The 16,659-nt window shown below is 62.3% G+C and carries 17 protein-coding genes; 13 read left to right on the top strand and 4 right to left on the bottom strand.

The annotated features are described in order from the left end of the window. The 3 genes from IEC33019_RS18535 to purT all read left to right on the top strand — a co-directional run bounded on the left by IEC33019_RS18535 (nt 1) and on the right by purT (nt 2,020). Nucleotides 1-204, top strand: a complete 204-nt coding sequence (locus tag IEC33019_RS18535) for a DUF1289 domain-containing protein (protein WP_070093159.1) — start codon at nt 1-3, stop codon at nt 202-204. Nucleotides 205-253: 49 nt separating this feature from the next. Continuing rightward, nucleotides 254-721: a VUT family protein gene (locus tag IEC33019_RS18530; RefSeq protein WP_070093158.1), complete on the top strand. Its 468-nt coding sequence runs from the start codon at nt 254-256 to the stop codon at nt 719-721. Between the two features lie 117 nt (nt 722-838). Further along, complete coding sequence (gene purT / locus IEC33019_RS18525) at nt 839-2,020, top strand: formate-dependent phosphoribosylglycinamide formyltransferase (protein WP_070093157.1); 1,182 nt, start codon at nt 839-841, stop codon at nt 2,018-2,020. A gap of 113 nt (nt 2,021-2,133) precedes the next feature. Here purT and IEC33019_RS18520 read toward each other — a convergent pair whose 3' ends face one another. The 3 genes from IEC33019_RS18520 to IEC33019_RS18510 all read right to left on the bottom strand — a co-directional run bounded on the left by IEC33019_RS18520 (nt 2,134) and on the right by IEC33019_RS18510 (nt 5,711). Beyond that, nucleotides 2,134-3,435 carry an MFS transporter gene (locus IEC33019_RS18520; protein WP_070093156.1) on the bottom strand — a complete coding sequence of 434 codons (1,302 nt, stop codon included), beginning with the start codon at nt 3,433-3,435 and terminating at the stop codon, nt 2,134-2,136. A 254-nt stretch (nt 3,436-3,689) separates the two neighbouring features. Then, the gene (locus tag IEC33019_RS18515) at nt 3,690-4,892 is read right to left on the bottom strand and encodes a transporter associated domain-containing protein (protein WP_070093155.1); all 1,203 of its coding nucleotides are present in this window, start codon (nt 4,890-4,892) and stop codon (nt 3,690-3,692) included. A 9-nt stretch (nt 4,893-4,901) separates the two neighbouring features. Beyond that, the gene (locus IEC33019_RS18510) at nt 4,902-5,711 is read right to left on the bottom strand and encodes a cytochrome C assembly family protein (protein WP_070093154.1); all 810 of its coding nucleotides are present in this window, start codon (nt 5,709-5,711) and stop codon (nt 4,902-4,904) included. Nucleotides 5,712-6,059: 348 nt separating this feature from the next. On the opposite strand from IEC33019_RS18510, the gene ffh reads away from it, so the two are divergent. The 7 genes from ffh to IEC33019_RS18475 all read left to right on the top strand — a co-directional run bounded on the left by ffh (nt 6,060) and on the right by IEC33019_RS18475 (nt 11,515). After that, complete coding sequence (gene ffh / locus IEC33019_RS18505) at nt 6,060-7,436, top strand: signal recognition particle protein (RefSeq protein ID WP_070093153.1); 1,377 nt, start codon at nt 6,060-6,062, stop codon at nt 7,434-7,436. A 235-nt stretch (nt 7,437-7,671) separates the two neighbouring features. Beyond that, nucleotides 7,672-7,923, top strand: coding sequence for a 30S ribosomal protein S16 (gene rpsP, locus IEC33019_RS18500; protein WP_043212455.1), 252 nt, complete (start codon nt 7,672-7,674; stop codon nt 7,921-7,923). Nucleotides 7,924-7,928: 5 nt separating this feature from the next. Further along, nucleotides 7,929-8,465, top strand: coding sequence for a ribosome maturation factor RimM (gene rimM / locus IEC33019_RS18495; protein WP_070093152.1), 537 nt, complete (start codon nt 7,929-7,931; stop codon nt 8,463-8,465). Between the two features lie 3 nt (nt 8,466-8,468). Then, nucleotides 8,469-9,221, top strand: coding sequence for a tRNA (guanosine(37)-N1)-methyltransferase TrmD (gene trmD, locus IEC33019_RS18490; protein ID WP_070093151.1), 753 nt, complete (start codon nt 8,469-8,471; stop codon nt 9,219-9,221). Between the two features lie 42 nt (nt 9,222-9,263). Continuing rightward, complete coding sequence (gene rplS / locus IEC33019_RS18485; protein WP_070093150.1) at nt 9,264-9,614, top strand: 50S ribosomal protein L19; 351 nt, start codon at nt 9,264-9,266, stop codon at nt 9,612-9,614. Between the two features lie 130 nt (nt 9,615-9,744). Then, nucleotides 9,745-10,964 (top strand): IS3 family transposase gene (locus IEC33019_RS18480; protein ID WP_099593083.1). Its coding sequence is split into 2 segments (ribosomal slippage): nt 9,745-10,093 and nt 10,093-10,964, totalling 1,221 coding nucleotides; the frame shifts between segments, so codons are not numbered across the junction. A 140-nt stretch (nt 10,965-11,104) separates the two neighbouring features. Beyond that, nucleotides 11,105-11,515: an acyl-CoA thioesterase gene (locus tag IEC33019_RS18475; protein ID WP_070094672.1), complete on the top strand. Its 411-nt coding sequence runs from the start codon at nt 11,105-11,107 to the stop codon at nt 11,513-11,515. On the opposite strand, the gene IEC33019_RS18470 is transcribed toward IEC33019_RS18475, so the two are convergent. Next, nucleotides 11,509-13,347 carry a cation:proton antiporter gene (locus IEC33019_RS18470; RefSeq protein ID WP_070094673.1) on the bottom strand — a complete coding sequence of 613 codons (1,839 nt, stop codon included), beginning with the start codon at nt 13,345-13,347 and terminating at the stop codon, nt 11,509-11,511. The two genes, IEC33019_RS18475 and IEC33019_RS18470, sit on opposite strands and share 7 nt — an antisense overlap. Before the next feature lie 68 nt (nt 13,348-13,415). On the opposite strand from IEC33019_RS18470, the gene xerD reads away from it, so the two are divergent. The 3 genes from xerD (at nt 13,416) to IEC33019_RS18455 (ending at nt 16,615) form a co-directional block, all read left to right on the top strand. Next, nucleotides 13,416-14,312 carry a site-specific tyrosine recombinase XerD gene (gene xerD, locus IEC33019_RS18465; protein WP_070094674.1) on the top strand — a complete coding sequence of 299 codons (897 nt, stop codon included), beginning with the start codon at nt 13,416-13,418 and terminating at the stop codon, nt 14,310-14,312. Nucleotides 14,313-14,466: 154 nt separating this feature from the next. Continuing rightward, on the top strand, nt 14,467-15,228 hold the full coding sequence (locus tag IEC33019_RS18460; protein ID WP_070094675.1) for a DsbC family protein: 762 nt from the start codon (nt 14,467-14,469) through the stop codon (nt 15,226-15,228). 82 nt (nt 15,229-15,310) lie between these two features. Then, nucleotides 15,311-16,615 (top strand): homoserine dehydrogenase, encoded by a 1,305-nt coding sequence (locus tag IEC33019_RS18455; RefSeq protein WP_070094676.1) that lies wholly within the window; start codon nt 15,311-15,313, stop codon nt 16,613-16,615. Nucleotides 16,616-16,659: the final 44 nt, after the last annotated feature.

Here is a 16,659-nt window from a genome sequence, read left to right as displayed (position 1 = left end):
ATGCAGAATGCCGAACGCCCGGTCGCCTCGCCGTGCGTCAATGTCTGTGCGCTGGACGAGCAGGACATCTGCGTCGGCTGCCAGCGCACGGTGAGCGAGATCACCCGGTGGTCGCGCATGAGCAACGACGAGCGCCGCCAGGTGCTGGTGCTGTGCCATGAGCGGGCGGTGGCGGCGGGGTTGGTCATCGGGTCGGGGCTGTAGTTGACTCGAAATTCAAGTATTCTGTGCCGCTTGCCCAACGTGTGATCCCATGTTCTATCTCATTGCCTATATCAGTAGCGTAGTGCTGATCAACTACGCCTTCTCCAGTGCCCCGCACCTGGATGTGATCTGGTCCGCCTGGGGCGGTCTGGTGTTCATCCTGCGCGACATGGTTCAAACCCGCTATGGTCATGGCGCGCTGTTGGCCATGCTGGCGGCGTTGGTGCTGTCTTATGTCACCTCGGAACCCGCCATTGCCCTGGCCAGCGCCACCGCGTTCTTCGTGTCCGAACTGATCGACTGGCTGGTGTTCAGCATCACCCGTCGGCCGCTGCGGGACCGTCTGTGGCTCAGCTCGGCCCTGAGCATTCCGGTGGACACTTTCATCTTCTTCGGCATGATCGGCGCGCTGACTCCGGCGGTCATCGGCACGGCCCTGGCCTCCAAGTTCGCGGGCGTCACCGCCGTTTGGCTGGCCATGACCTGGCGCGCGCGGCGCGAGGTCGTCGCAGGGTGATGTGAGGGGGGGGGCTCGCGGCGGCCCCGGAACGCTTCGCCAGGTGTAGAATATCGGTCCTTTTTCAGCGGGCGGCAGCCAACGTGGCGCGGCCCCGGACGCCTTCGAGGACCTGAAATGACCCGTATCGGAACCCCATTGTCGCCCACCGCGACCCGTGTACTGCTGTGTGGCTGCGGCGAGTTGGGCAAGGAAGTGGTGATCGAGCTGCAGCGCCTGGGTGTCGAAGTCATCGCCGTGGACCGCTACGCCAATGCCCCCGCCATGCAGGTTGCGCACCGCAGCCACGTCATCAACATGCTCGATGGCGTCGCCCTGCGCGCCGTGATCGAAGCCGAGAAGCCGCACTACATCGTCCCGGAAATCGAAGCCATCGCCACCGCGACCCTGGTCGAGCTGGAGAACGAAGGCTTCAATGTCGTCCCCACCGCTCGCGCCACCCAGCTGACCATGAACCGCGAAGGCATCCGTCGTCTGGCTGCCGAAGAACTGGACCTGCCGACCTCGCCATACCACTTCGCCGATACCTTCGATGACTATGCCAAGGCCGTTGCCGACCTGGGCTACCCCTGCGTGGTCAAGCCGGTGATGAGTTCCTCGGGCAAAGGGCAAAGCCTGCTGCGCAGCGAAGCCGACCTGCAGAAGGCGTGGGACTACGCGCAAGAAGGGGGCCGCGCGGGCAAGGGCCGAGTGATCATCGAAGGCTTCATCGATTTCGAGTATGAGATCACCTTGTTGACCGTGCGTCATGTGGGCGGCACCACCTTCCTCGCGCCGGTCGGTCACCGTCAGGAGAAAGGCGACTATCAGGAGTCCTGGCAGCCGCAGGCCATGAGCCCGAAGGCCCTGGCTGAGTCCCAGCGGGTGGCCCAGGCGGTCACCGATGCCCTGGGTGGGCGTGGCCTGTTCGGCGTGGAGCTGTTCGTCAAAGGCGACCAGGTATGGTTCAGCGAAGTCTCGCCGCGCCCCCACGATACCGGGCTGGTGACCCTGATTTCCCAGGACCTTTCGCAGTTCGCCCTGCATGCCCGTGCAATCCTGGGCCTGCCGATCCCGGTGGTGCGTCAGTTCGGTCCGTCGGCCTCGGCGGTGATCTTGCCTGAAGGCCAGTCGCAGCAGACTTCCTTCGCCAACCTGGGCGCGGCCCTGAGCGAGCCGGACACCGCCATTCGCCTGTTCGGCAAGCCGGAAGTCAACGGCCAGCGTCGCATGGGCGTATGTCTGGCGCGAGACGAGTCGATCGAGGCGGCGCGGGCCAAGGCGACCCGCGCTTCGCAGGCGGTCAAGGTCGAGTTCTGATCTGACGCCAAGGCTGCCGGGCAGCCTGTTCGCGGGTAACCCCTCCCACAGGGAATCGCTCGATCTGTAGGGGCGGCTTTACCCGCGAATGGGCCTCATGGCGACCCCTGGTATCAGAGTGCCGTGTTACGTGTCTCTTTCAGGCACAAGACGGCGATCAGGCTGATCACTGCCGCCACTGACACATACCCGCCCACCCAGCTCAATCCCCCCATGCTCACCAACTGCTGGGCGAAGAACGGGGCCGCCGAGGCGCCGACGATACCGCCCAGGTTGTAGGCCGCCGAGGCGCCGGTATAGCGCACATGGGTCGGGAACAGCTCAGGCAGCAATGCCCCCATCGGCGCGAAAGTCACGCCCATCAAGAACAGCTCGATGGCCAGGAACAGCGCAACGCCGGTGGTCGAGCCCGAGGTCAGCAGCGGCTCCATGGTAAAGCCCGATGCCACCGCCAGCAGGCCGCCGACGATCAGCACCGGCTTGCGTCCGTAGCGGTCACTCAGCCAGGCCGACAGCGGCGTCGCCAAGGCCATAAACACCACGGCAAAGCACAACATGCCCAGGAAGCTTTCGCGGCTGTAGCCCAAGGTCGACACTCCGTAGCTCAGGGAGAACACCGTGGAGATGTAGAACAGCGCGTAGCACACCACCATCGCCGCAGCGCCCAACAGGGTCGGCAGCCAGTACTTGGCGAACAGATCCACCACCGGCAGCTTCACCCGCTCATGGCGTGCCACGGCTTTGGCGAACACCGGGCTCTCCTCAAGCTTCAGGCGCACGTACAGGCCGACGACCACCAGCGCGGCGCTGAGCAGGAACGGAATGCGCCAGCCCCAGTCACGGAACTGCTCGTCGCTGAGCGTCAATGCCAGTGTCAGGAACAGCCCGTTGGCCGCCAAAAAGCCAATGGAGGGGCCCAACTGCGGGAACATGCCAAACCAGGCGCGCTTGCCTTCAGGGGCGTTTTCAGTGGCCAGCAGCGCCGCGCCGCCCCATTCGCCGCCCAGGCCGAGGCCTTGGCCGAAGCGCAGCAGGCAAAGGATGATCGGCGCCCAGACGCCGATGCTGTCATACCCGGGAAGTACCCCGATCAGGGTCGTCGACACGCCCATCAGCAGCAACGAGGCGACCAGGGTGGATTTACGGCCGATACGGTCGCCGAAGTGGCCGAACAGTGCCGAGCCCAGCGGGCGGGCGAGGAAGGCGATACCGAAGGTCAGAAAGGCCGCGAGCATCTGCGCGGTGCCTGACCCCGACGGGAAGAACACCGGACCGATCACCAGCGCGGCGGCAGTGGCGTAGACATAGAAGTCGTAGAACTCGATGGCGGTGCCGATGAAGCTGGCGGTGGCCACGCGGGCGGGGGAATTGACGGGGGCTGCCGAGGCGTCGGCACAGGTACTGCTGGTGGTCATCGTGTAGGTCCCTGACAGTCATTGCTCCCTATGGGCGGGCCGCAGCCTGCCGGGCAGGCATGGGCGTGCGGGCGCCGGAGCGTCATAGTGTGAGTCGCTCGACCGACGATAGCCCAAGGGTAGGGACGGGAGCGGGCTGTTCTGGGTGTTGAAGCAGGACCGCGGGGCGTGTCAGTGGAGCGCACCGGCCGTGTGGCGCCGGGAGCGGGTAGCAGGCGGGACGGCAGGGCTGGGTAAGCGTGACTGGAGTATAGCTATCGGGTCACGGTCCAGACCAGTACCTTGCTGGCGCAATTGTCCTCTGTTTCGAGGATTTCCAAGCGATAGCGGCCGATCTTCAGGCATACGGCGCTTTCCGGAATGCTTTCCAGCGCCTCGGTGACCAGCCCGTTTAGGGTCTTCGGGCCGCCGTCGCAGGGCAGGTGCCAGCCCAGGCTGCGGTTGATTTCGCGCAGCGAGGCCGTGCCTTCGATCACGAAGCGGCCATCGGCCAGGGGGTGGACGTGCGGGTTTTCGAGCGATTGCTCATCCTCGAACTCGCCGACGATCTCCTCAAGGATGTCTTCCAGGGTGACGATGCCCTGGACCTCGCCATATTCATCCACCACCACGCCCAGGCGCCGCTGCTGCTTGTGGAAGTTCAGCAGTTGCCGTTGCAGTGGGGTGCTTTCGGGAACGAAGTAGGGTTCGTAGCAGGCCGCGCGCAGCGCCTGGAGGGTCAACTCGCCACGAGGCAGCAAATGGCTGATCAGCTTGGTGTTGAGGATGGCTTCGACCTGGTTGATATCGCTGTGGTAGACCGGCAGGCGGGTATGGCGGCTGACGATCAGTTGTTCGGCGATCTGCTCGAGCGAGTCGTCCAGGTTGATGCCGTCCACCTCGTTGCGGGGCACGAGGATGTCGTTGACGGTGATCTTGTCCAGCGATTGCAGGCCTTCGAGCAGGCCCTGGCGTGGCGCGTCGAAGGGCTCGCCTTCTTCGAAATCGTCATGTTCCTGTGGGTGCAGCGCCACGGCGGCGGGTTGTGCGCGCAAGGGGCGAAGGATCAGCTTGGCGCAACCGTCGAGCAGGCAGGCCAGCGGTTGCAGCGCGACCAGAGGCCACCTGAGCAGGGTGCCCACGCCGAGGAAGGCGTGCGGGTTGCGCCGGGCGGCGCGCCTGGGCAGGTATTCGGCCAAAACCAGTAGCGTGAGGGTGGCGGCCAGTCCTGCCATCCAGAAGCCGTGTTCGCCGTTGTAGCGCTGGCCGATCAGGCAGGCCAGGCCCAGCACCAGCAGCTTGCCCAGGCTGGCGCAGAGCACCACGGCTTGGGCGGGCAGGGCGGGTTCGGCGCTGTCAGCGGGGCGCTGATGGCCGTTCAGTTGCTGGCGGGCCGCATCGACGGCGGTAAACAGCACCGACCAGAGCAGCGCCAGTGCCAGGGTGCCGAATAGCGGAGCGTACGGCAGGGTGTCCATGGGCGGTCGTCAGATATGCAGGATGAATTCACGTACCAGCTTGCTGCCGAAATAGGCCAGCATCAGCAGGCAGAAACCGGCGAGGGTCCAGCGGATCGCTTTGTGACCCCGCCAGCCCAGGCGGGTGCGTCCCCACAGCAGCAGGCCGAACACCACCCAGGCCACACAGGATAGCAGCGTCTTGTGCACCAGGTGCTGGGCGAACAGGTTGTCCAGGAACAGCCAGCCGGACAACAGCGACAGCGACAGCAGGCCCCAGCCTGCCCAGAGGAAGCCGAACAACAGGCTCTCCATGGTTTGCAGGGGCGGGAAGTTACGGATCAGGCCGGAAGGGTGCTTGTGCTTGAGCTGATGGTCCTGCAGCAGCAGGAGTAGGGCCTGGAACACGGCGATGGTGAACAAGCCATAGGCCAGGATCGAGAGCAGGATATGCGCCAGGATCCCAGGCTCCTCGTTGACCAGCGGTACGGTGCCGGGTGGGGCGAACTGGGCCAGAAGGGCCGTCACCGCACCGAGTGGGAACAGCAGCATCAGCAGATTTTCGACCGGGATGCGCAGGCAGGCCAGCAAGGTCAGCGAGATGACCGCGACGGCGATCAGGCTGGCGGCGCTGAAGAAGTCGAGGCTCAGGCCCAGCGGTGTGAGCAGCTGGAAGAACAGGGCGCTGCCCTGGGCGATGACCGCAAGGGCGCCGAGCAGGCCGAGCAGACGTTTGTCGGCGCGGCTGCCCTGGGCCAGGCGACTGCCTTGGTAGAGCGCGGCGGCGATGTAGAGCCCGGCGGCGAGCAGGTTGGGGATGAGGCTGGGGGAAGAGAGCATAAGTCCTGGTAGGCAAGCCCTAAAAGGACGGAGTTTGGCATAGATCCCGCAGCTCTAGGAAGACTGCAGAGCAGTAGGACCTGACCCGTGGGCAGATCTGTTGACGTAACAGCCTCGATTGAGTGTACGGGCCCATTCGCGAGTAAACCCGGTCCCACAGGCCTGGCGGTGATCCTGATGAGCGTGGTGTACCCGCCAATAGACCAAGCATCCCCCCGGTGGTCAGCACCAAGGTGTGCGCAGCCCTCGCTCTTCGCTATAATCGCCGCCTTGTTGTGCCCGGGGCGTGTACATCTTCACCTGGGTGCCTGAAAAACCTCGGCTTTATTAGGGCCTGAAAGGATCACCATGTTCGAAAACCTGACCGACCGCTTGTCACAGACGCTGCGCCATGTCACCGGCAAGGCCAAGCTGACCGAAGACAACATCAAGGATACGTTGCGCGAAGTGCGCATGGCCCTGCTCGAGGCCGACGTCGCCCTGCCGGTGGTCAAGGATTTCGTCAACAGCGTCAAGGAACGTGCGGTCGGCACTGAGGTGTCGCGCAGCCTGACCCCGGGCCAGGCGTTCGTGAAGATCGTCCAGGCCGAGCTCGAAGGGCTGATGGGCGCGGCCAACGAAGACCTGGCGCTCAATGCCGCGCCACCGGCTGTGGTGCTGATGGCGGGCTTGCAGGGTGCAGGTAAGACCACGACCGCCGGCAAGCTGGCGCGCTTCCTTAAGGAGCGCAAGAAAAAGAGCGTGATGGTGGTGTCGGCCGACGTCTATCGTCCGGCGGCGATCAAACAGCTCGAAACCCTGGCCAATGATATCGGCGTGACCTTCTTCCCGTCCGACATCAGCCAGAAGCCTGTGGCCATCGCTGAAGCAGCGATCCGCGAAGCCAAGCTCAAATACATCGACGTGGTCATCGTCGACACCGCCGGTCGTCTGCACATCGATGCCGATATGATGGACGAGATCAAGGCGCTGCACGCCGCGGTCAAGCCGGTCGAGACGCTGTTCGTGGTCGACGCCATGACCGGTCAGGACGCTGCCAACACCGCCAAGGCCTTCGGCGACGCCCTGCCGCTGACCGGCGTGGTGCTGACCAAGGTCGACGGTGATGCCCGTGGCGGTGCTGCCCTGTCGGTTCGCGCCATTACCGGCAAGCCGATCAAGTTCATCGGTATGGGCGAGAAGACCGAAGCGCTCGAGCCCTTCCACCCAGACCGCATCGCCTCGCGCATTCTGGGCATGGGTGACGTGCTCAGCCTGATCGAGCAGGCCGAGCAGAACATCGACAAGGCCAAGGCCGACAAGCTCGCCAAGAAGCTCAAGAAGGGCAAGGGCTTCGACCTTGAAGACTTCCGCGACCAACTGCAGCAGATGAAGAACATGGGCGGCCTGGGCGGCCTGATGGACAAGCTGCCGAGCATCGGTGGGGTCAACCTGTCGCAGATGGGCAATGCCCAGGGCGCGGCCGAGAAGCAGTTCAAGCAGATGGAGGCGATCATCGACTCCATGACGCCTGCCGAGCGTCGCGACCCGGAAATCATCAGCGGTTCGCGAAAGCGCCGCATCGCCCTCGGCTCTGGCACCCAGGTGCAGGACGTCGGTCGGCTGATCAAGCAGCACAAGCAGATGCAGAAGATGATGAAGAAATTCTCCGCCAAGGGCGGCATGGCCAAGATGATGCGTGGCCTAGGCGGGATGCTGCCAGGTGGCGGCATGCCGAAGATCTGATTCGATTCTGGGAGGTTGCCTTTATATAAGGCAGCCCTCCCGAAATCCCGCTCCGGCGGGAACGATGTCGCGAAATTCGCGGCTTAACCGGCAGATCTGAACGGTGTGGTAGACCCACGCCGAAAAAGGCATTTGCAAATGTCCGTGTATTCCCCGAGAATATGCGGCCTTTTGGGCACCCTGTGCCCATTTGGGCATTCAGATTTGCAGCACCGACTATAGGAACGATGTTCACATGGTAACCATCCGTCTTGCCCGTGGCGGCTCCAAGAAGCGCCCTTTCTATCACCTGACCGTGACCAACAGCCGTAACGCCCGTGACGGCCGTTTCGTTGAGCGCGTTGGCTTCTTCAACCCGGTTGCTTCCGGCGCTGAAGTCAAGCTGTCGGTCAATCAGGAACGCGTCAACTACTGGCTGAGCCAGGGCGCACAGCCGTCTGAGCGCGTTGCTCAGCTGCTGAAGGACGCTGCTAAGGCCGCTGCCTGAGCAGTATGAACGCGACGCCAGAAAACGCTGACGCCCTCATTGTCGTCGGCAAGATTTTTTCGGTTCACGGCGTTCGCGGCGAGGTGAAGGTGTATTCCTTTACCGATCCGATTGAAAACCTGTTGGATTATCCACGCTGGACGCTTCGGCACGAAGGCAAGGTAAAACAGGTCGAGCTGGTCAACGGTCGTGGCTCCCAAAAGGGCCTGGTCGTGAAACTGAAAGGCCTCGATGATCGTGATGAAGCCCGTCTTCTGAGCGGTTACGAAATCTGCATTCCGCGGAGCCTTTTGCCCAACCTGGCCGCTGACGAGTACTACTGGTACCAGTTGGTCGGTCTGAAGGTCATCAATCAGGACGAACACCTGTTCGGCAAGATCGATCACCTGTTGGAGACCGGTGCGAACGATGTAATGGTGGTCAAGCCTTGCGCAGGCAGCCTGGATGATCGCGAGCGACTGTTGCCCTATACGGAGCAATGTGTGCTGGCAGTCGACCTGGAAGCAGGCGTGATGCGGGTCGAGTGGGACGCGGATTTCTAAACGATGGGTAACCTTCGAGTAGAAGTCGTCACGTTGTTCCCCGAGATGTTCTCGGCCATCACGGAGTACGGCATTACCAGCCGCGCGGTGAAACAGGGGTTGCTGCAAGTGACCTGCTGGAACCCGCGGGACTACACCACTGATCGTCACCACACGGTGGATGATCGGCCGTTTGGCGGTGGTCCGGGCATGGTGATGAAGATCAAGCCTCTGGAAGATGCCCTGGCCAGTGCCAGGCAAGCGACCGGAGCATCGGCGAAGGTGATCTACCTCTCGCCACAAGGCCGCAAGCTGACTCAGCAGGCGGTCAAAGACCTGGCGCAACAGGAATCGTTGATCCTGATCGCCGGTCGTTACGAAGGCATCGACGAGCGTTTTATCGAGGCTCATGTCGATGAAGAGTGGTCGATTGGTGACTATGTGCTTTCCGGTGGCGAGCTGCCGGCCATGGTGCTGATCGATGCGGTTACGCGACTGCTGCCCGGAGCTTTAGGGCATGTGGACTCGGCGGAGGAAGACTCCTTCACCGACGGTCTGCTCGATTGCCCGCACTACACCCGACCGGAGGTGTATGCGGATCAGCGCGTTCCCGACGTGTTGCTTAGTGGCAACCATGCACACATCCGGCGTTGGCGGTTGAAGCAGTCCCTTGGTAGGACCTTCGAACGACGCGCCGATCTTCTGGAAAGTCGCTCGCTTTCTGGAGAAGAGAAGAAGCTGCTCGAGGAATACCTCCGCGAGCGGGACGATAGTTAACGTATCGATGGTGGATCAAGTTATCCGCCTTAGGAGCACAGCATGACCAACAAGATCATCCAGCAGCTCGAAGCCGAGCAGATGAACAAGGAAATCCCAGCCTTCGCACCAGGCGACACCGTTGTCGTCCAGGTTAAAGTGAAGGAAGGTGACCGTTCCCGTCTGCAGGCGTTCGAAGGTGTCGTTATCGCCAAGCGCAACCGCGGCCTGAACAGCGCCTTCACCGTGCGCAAGATCTCCAGCGGCGTTGGCGTAGAGCGTACCTTCCAGACCTACAGCCCGCAGATCGACAGCCTGTCCGTGAAACGTCGTGGTGACGTGCGTAAGGCCAAGCTGTACTACCTGCGCGACCTGTCCGGCAAAGCCGCTCGCATCAAGGAAAAACTGGCCTAAGTGCCGTTTGCCGGGTGGCCGTCGAGGCCACCTTGCGAGAAAAAAAGCAGCCTTCGGGCTGCTTTTTTGCTTTTTGTGTCCCGTCCTGAATAAGGTTTACACCTCCCATCCCGAATTTCCGGAGAGTCAGATGGAGCAAGGTGTAAAGCGCACACAGCGAGATTACTCACTGTCTTTTAAATTGGCGGTGGTTGATCAGATTGAAAAAGGCGAGATGACCTACGGCCAGGCCCAGGAACGGTATGGCATCCAGGGTCGATCGACGGTTCTGGTATGGTTGCGTAAGCACGGTCGGCAGGATTGGAGCCAAGGGGCATCGATCCGAGCCGAGAGGAGCTGCGCGATGTCTGACCCCAAACCGCTCACTCCAGAGCAGCGGATCAAAGAGCTTGAGCAGCAGCTTGAGCTGATGAGCCAGAAGGCCCAGTTCTTCGAGACGGTCGTCGATGTTCTGAAAAATGACTATGGTGTTTCGGTCGTAAAAAAGCGATCCGGCAAGTCCTCTCGCAAGGTCAAGTCGCAGGACTGAGCATTGCCAGGGCTTGTCAGTTTCTAGGCATCAGTCGACAGGCTTACTACAAACGCAACCGAGCCGCTGATGGCAAAGAGCGCCAGGCAGACCGGGTGGTTAAGTTTGTTCAGCAAGTCCGGATGCGCCAGCCTCGTCTGGGTACACGCAAGCTGCACTATCTGCTGCATTGCCAGCCTGACAGACGACTCCAGATCGGCCGAGATAGGCTGTTCCAAGTCTTGGGAGAGCGCCGTTTGCTCGTACTGCCTAAGCGGGCCTACCACAAGACAACACAAAGCTTTCATCGCTTCTACCGCCACCCCAACTTACTCAAGCCCGGGCCAAGCCAGATTGTTCCGACAAGGCCGGAACATGTCTGGGTGGCCGACATTACTTACCTGCCCGCACGTAACGGCCCGCTATACCTGAGCCTGATAACGGATGCGTACTCCAGGAAAATCGTTGGCCACCACGTCCATGAGAGCCTGCATGCCGAGTCAGTGGCGCAAGCTTTCAAGCAGGCACTACGAAAGCGACGTCGTCGCCAGCCATTAGTCCACCATTCGGATCGAGGCATCCAATATTGCTCGGCGCTATACCAGTCACTGCATCAACGGCACGGCGTTCAGTGCTCCATGACTGATGGGTATGACTGCTACCAGAACGCGCTGGCCGAGCGAATCAACGGAATCCTCAAGATGGAGCTGCTGTTGAGTAGCCCTGCAGATTTGGAGCAAGCGAGACAGATGGTTGACGAGGCAGTGCAGATCTACAACACAGAACGGCCTCATATGGCCCTGAAAAACAAAACGCCCGATGCTGTGCATCGGGCGTTTTGAGGCCTGTCGGCCTACCTGAACAGGTGTAAACCTATTTCAGGACTAGACATTGTATTTCTGTATCGGCGGTGCAGGCTTTTTGCGGGTCTACCCGCGAATCAGACGGCACCGCTTTCAAGCCGTTGCGACAAGAGCACTTCATGACCACCCCTCGAGATCAGGAAATCCAGCGCCGCACCGAACTGTCGGTGACCCGCGTGACGAAGGCTGTCTTCCCCAGTACCACCAATCACCACAACACCCTGTTCGGCGGCACCGCCCTGGCTTGGATGGACGAAGTCTCGTTCATCGCCGCCACACGATTCTGTCGTTTGCCGCTGGTGACCGTATCGACCGACCGCATCGACTTCAAGCACCCGATTCCTGCGGGCTCGATCGTCGAGTTGGTGGGGACGGTGATCAAGGTTGGCAACACCAGCTTGCAGGTGCAGGTGGATGTCTTTGTCGAGAACATGTACTTGGATGGCCGCGAACGGGCCATCCATGGTGTGTTCAGCTTCGTCGCCATCGACGAGGACAAGCGCCCGGTACCCGTGCTTCCCGCTCACTGATTGGCGGTCTGTACCTCGACCTGGGTGTTCGCTTCCAGGTCGGCCTCCACCAGCGCCACCAGTGTCCAGCCAGGCTGGGGCTTGAGGGGAGAGTCCGGACTGGCGACATGGACCCAGCCGTTGCTATCTCGGGCGAAAAGCAAGGTTGCCCGTTCGCCGTGCAACGCTTGGTAGTCCTGCCAGTTGAAGCCGTCGGTGAGGTGGGTGCTATACAGCTCGGCGCCCTGATGCAGGCGATTGGCCAGTTGCCCGTAGGTCATCGTGCTTGAACCGAGCAGTTGGCCGCGATGCTCTTCGCTGGCACGGTGCTTGTCACTGCGCTGCTTTTCCAGGCCGCTGGCCAATGCAAACAGTCGATTGGGACCAAAGTCATGGCGAAAGCGTGCGCAGGCCAGGGCGTTGAGCTCGCCGGCGGGGGAAAGGCCAAGTAGATGGCCCAGGCCCACCAGATCCAAGTGGGCGTCGGCGTGCTGAGACGCCGGGTTACCGAAGTAGGTCGGCAGTCCATCCATGCGCGCGGCGCGGATGTTCTCCCAGCTCGAATCGGTCAGCAGCACCCGGCTGCCCAATTGCTGCAAGGCCTTTGCGATGGCGCGGGCCGGTGGATTGGCACCGACGATGAGAAAGCCGCTGGGGGCTGGCTCGGCCACTTTGAGCAGGCGGGCCAGTGGCCTTGCGGTGGCGCTTTGCAATACCACGGTGCCGATGATGACCGCGAAGGTCAAAGGAACCAGCAGCAGCGCCCCCTCGTGGCCGGCTTCATCCAGGCGAATGGCGAAGATCGCCGAAACCGCTGCGGCGACGATTCCACGGGGCGCGATCCAGGCCAGCAGCAGGCGCTCGCGCCAGTTCAGGTTCGAGCCCCAGGTCGACAGCAATACATTGAGCGGCCGCGCCAGCAACTGAATGACCAGCAGTAGTGCCAACACCGCCGGGCCCAATGCCAGCAGCGCATGCAGGTCGAGCCGGGCGGCCAGCAGAATGAACAGCCCCGAGATCAACAGCACGCTGAGGTTTTCCTTGAAGTGCAGGATCTGCCGCACATCCACACCGGGCATGTTGGCCAGCCACATGCCCATGACCGTGACGGCCAGCAGCCCCGACTCATGGACGATCTGGTTGGCGGCGATGAAGATGCCCAGTACCGCTGCCAGCGACGCCAGGTTGTGCAGGTACTCTGGCAGCCATTGCGCGCGCATGATCTGGCCCAGCAGCCAGCCGCCCGCTGCGCCCAGGGCGCTACCGCAGAAGATCACGCCGGCAAAGGTCACCAGGCTCTGACTCAGCCCGTCGCCGTCGGTGCGGGCAATGATGAAGCTGTAGACCACCACGGCCAGCAGTGCACCGATCGGATCGATGACGATCCCCTCCCAACGCAGGATGTTGGCGATCGCAGTCTTGGGGCGCACCACCCGCAGCATTGGCACGATCACGGTTGGGCCTGTCACCAAGGTGAGGGTGCCGAAGAGGATCGCCAGGGGCCACTCGAAGCCCAGTAGCCAGTGGGTGGCGAGAGCGATGACCAGCCAGGTGCTCAAGGCGCCCACCGTCACCAGTCGATGCACCACGCTGCCGATCTCGTGCCATTGGGACAAATGCAGGGTCAGGCTGCCCTCGAACAGGATCAGGGCCACGGCCAGTGACACCAGTGGCATCAGCAGCGGGCCGAACAATTGCTGCGGCGATAGCCAGCCCAGCACAGGTCCGGCCAGAATACCGCACAGCAGCAGAAAGAGTATCGCTGGCAGTTTCAGGCGCCAGGCCAGCCATTGGCAGGCAAGAGCGGCTGCGCCGATGCCACCGAAACTCAGGAGAATCTGCTGTTCGCTCATATGGGCTCCCTATGCCAACGTTGTTATGAAAGACTAAGCGCCATTGCACCGTTTGCCACCGAGTTTTCATGCCCGCTCTCGACCACCCCCTGATTGACCAGTTTCTTGATGCCCTCTGGCTGGAAAAAGGCCTGTCCGACAATACCCGCGCCTCCTACCGCAGCGACCTGGCGCTGTTCAATGGTTGGCTACAGGAGCGCGAGGTGGCCCTGCTTGACGCCGGCCGTGACCTGATCCTGGACCATCTGGCCTGGCGCCTGGAACAAGGCTACAAGCCGCGCTCCACGGCACGCTTCCTCTCGGGCTTGCGTGGCTTCTTTCGTTATCTGCTGCGAGAAAAGCTCGTAGGTGTAGACCCGACCCTGCAAGTGGAAATGCCGCTATTGGGACGGCCATTGCCCAAGTCCTTGTCGGAGGACGATGTCGAGGCCCTGCTGCAGGCGCCGGACCTGGCCGAAGCCATCGGTCAGCGCGACCGAGCCATGCTCGAAGTGCTCTACGCCTGCGGCCTGCGGGTGACCGAACTGGTCAGCCTGACCCTCGATCAGGTCAACCTGCGACAGGGGGTTCTGCGGGTGATGGGCAAGGGCAGCAAGGAGCGCCTGGTGCCGATGGGCGAAGAGGCGGTGCTGTGGCTCGAACGCTACCTGCGCGATGGTCGCAATGACCTGTTGAACGGGCGCCCCAGCGATGTGCTGTTCCCCAGCCAGCGTGGCGAGCAGATGACCCGCCAGACCTTCTGGCACCGCATCAAGCACCAGGCGCGGGTCGCAGGGATCGACAAGCCCCTGTCGCCCCATACCCTGCGTCACGCTTTCGCCACGCATTTGCTCAATCACGGGGCCGACCTGCGAGTGGTGCAGATGCTGTTGGGGCACAGTGACTTGTCCACTACCCAGATCTACACCCATGTGGCCAAGGCGCGTTTGCAGCAACTGCACGCCCAGCACCATCCGCGTGGATGAATCATTTTCATGTTCCGACCTATGGAGGTTGAGAGGGCATTTAGCGCCAGCCTGTTGTGGTAGGCTTGGACGGTTTGCACCAAGGGCCGTCCGCTCGCCGCGTTTTTGCCGCGGATCGACATCTTCCGGCCCCGTCCGCCTTCAGGAGTACCCCATGCGCGTGACCCAGATTTTCGCCGCCGCCGCCCTGGCGTTGGCCAGTACCTTTGCCGTCGCTGCGGCCACCGATGCCAACGCCGGTGCCGAGCAGGCCATCCGCAATACCCTCAAGACCCTCGCGCTGGACGTACCGGTCGAAAGCGTCGCCAGCAGCCCGGTCAACGGACTGTATGAAGTCAAGCTGCAAGGTGGTCGTGTGCTGTATGCCAGCGGCGATGGCCAGTTCGTGATGCAGGGGTACTTGTACCAGATCCAGGATGGCAAGCCGGTCAACCTCACCGAGAAGACAGAGCGTCAGGGCATCGCCAAGCTCATCAACGGCATTCCAGCCGCCGAAATGGTGGTTTATCCTGCCAAGGGCGAGACCAAGTCGCACATCACGGTGTTTACCGACACCACCTGCCCGTATTGCCACAAGCTGCACGCCGAAGTCCCTGAGCTCAATCGCCGCGGTATCGAAGTGCGCTATGTCGCCTTCCCGCGCCAGGGCCTCGGCTCGCCCGGTGACGAGCAGTTGCAGGCCGTCTGGTGCTCCAGCGACCGCCGCGCGGCGCTGGACAAGATGATCGACGGCAAGGAAATCAAGGCCGCCAAGTGCGCCAACCCGGTCAGCAAGCAGTTCGAGCTGGGGCAGTCGATCGGTGTCAATGGCACGCCGGCGATCGTCTTGCAGAGCGGCCAGGTGATTCCGGGTTACCAGCCGGCACCGCAGGTCGCCAAGCTGGCCCTGGCCAGCGACGCAAAGGCCGCCAAGTAATTCAATCACTACGCCGTCGCCATGGGGAGACGGCAAGTTTCACGGTCGGCGCAGGCGCCGACCGTTCAATGGGGAGTTCACAGTGAAACCGGTCAAAGTAGGCATCTGTGGGTTGGGGACCGTCGGTGGCGGAACCTTCAATGTACTTCAGCGCAACGCCGAGGAGATTGCCCGCCGTGCCGGGCGCGGTATTGAAGTGGCACAGATCGCCATGCGCTCGCAGAACCCGAACTGCCAGATTACCGGTACCCCCATTACCGCTGATGTGTTCGAAGTCGCGAGCAACCCTGAGATCGACATCGTCATCGAACTGATCGGTGGCTACACCATCGCCCGTGATCTGGTCCTCAAGGCCATCGAGAACGGCAAGCACGTGGTTACCGCCAACAAGGCGCTGATTGCCGTGCACGGCAACGAGATCTTCGCCAAGGCCCGCGAGAAGGGCGTCATTGTCGCCTTCGAAGCGGCCGTGGCCGGTGGCATCCCGGTGATCAAGGCGATTCGCGAAGGTTTGTCGGCCAACCGCATCAACTGGCTGGCGGGCATCATCAACGGCACCGGCAACTTTATCCTCACCGAGATGCGCGACAAGGGCCGTGCCTTCCCTGACGTACTGGCCGAAGCCCAGGCCCTGGGTTATGCCGAAGCCGACCCGACCTTCGACGTCGAAGGCATCGATGCTGCCCACAAGCTGACCATCCTCGCGTCCATCGCCTTCGGCATTCCGTTGCAGTTCGACAAGGCCTACACCGAAGGCATTACCCAGCTGACCACCGCCGACGTCAACTACGCCGAGGCCCTGGGCTATCGCATCAAGCACCTGGGCGTGGCCCGCAGCACTGACGCCGGCATCGAGCTGCGCGTCCACCCGACCCTGATCCCCAATGATCGCCTGATCGCCAACGTCAACGGCGTGATGAACGCTGTCATGGTCAACGGTGATGCTGCCGGCTCCACCCTTTACTACGGTGCCGGTGCCGGTATGGAGCCGACCGCCTCTTCGGTGGTCGCCGACCTGGTCGACGTGGTTCGCGCCATGACCTCCGACCCTGAAAACCGCGTACCGCACCTGGCCTTCCAGCCCGATTCGCTGTCGGCTCACCCGATCCTGCCGATCGAAGCCTGTGAAAGCGCCTACTACCTGCGCATCCAGGCCAAGGACCATCCGGGCGTACTGGCCCAGGTGGCGAGCATCCTCTCCGAGCGTGGCATCAACATCGAGTCGATCATGCAGAAGGAAGCCGAGGAGCAAGACGGCCTGGTGCCGATGATCCTCCTGACCCACCGCGTGGTGGAGCAGCGCATCAACGACGCCATCGTCGCCCTGGAAGCCCTGCAGGACGTGGTCGGCAAGGTCGTGCGCATCCGCGTCGAACAGCTCAATTAATGTCAGTGGCGGGCCGCGACGGCGGCCCGCGCCCAGAACCGAAG

The organism is Pseudomonas putida (assembly GCF_002741075.1).
Classification (GTDB): domain Bacteria; phylum Pseudomonadota; class Gammaproteobacteria; order Pseudomonadales; family Pseudomonadaceae; genus Aquipseudomonas; species Aquipseudomonas putida_T.
The sequence above is the reverse complement of the archived record's forward strand: the minus strand, read 5'-3'. Positions and strand labels throughout refer to the sequence as shown.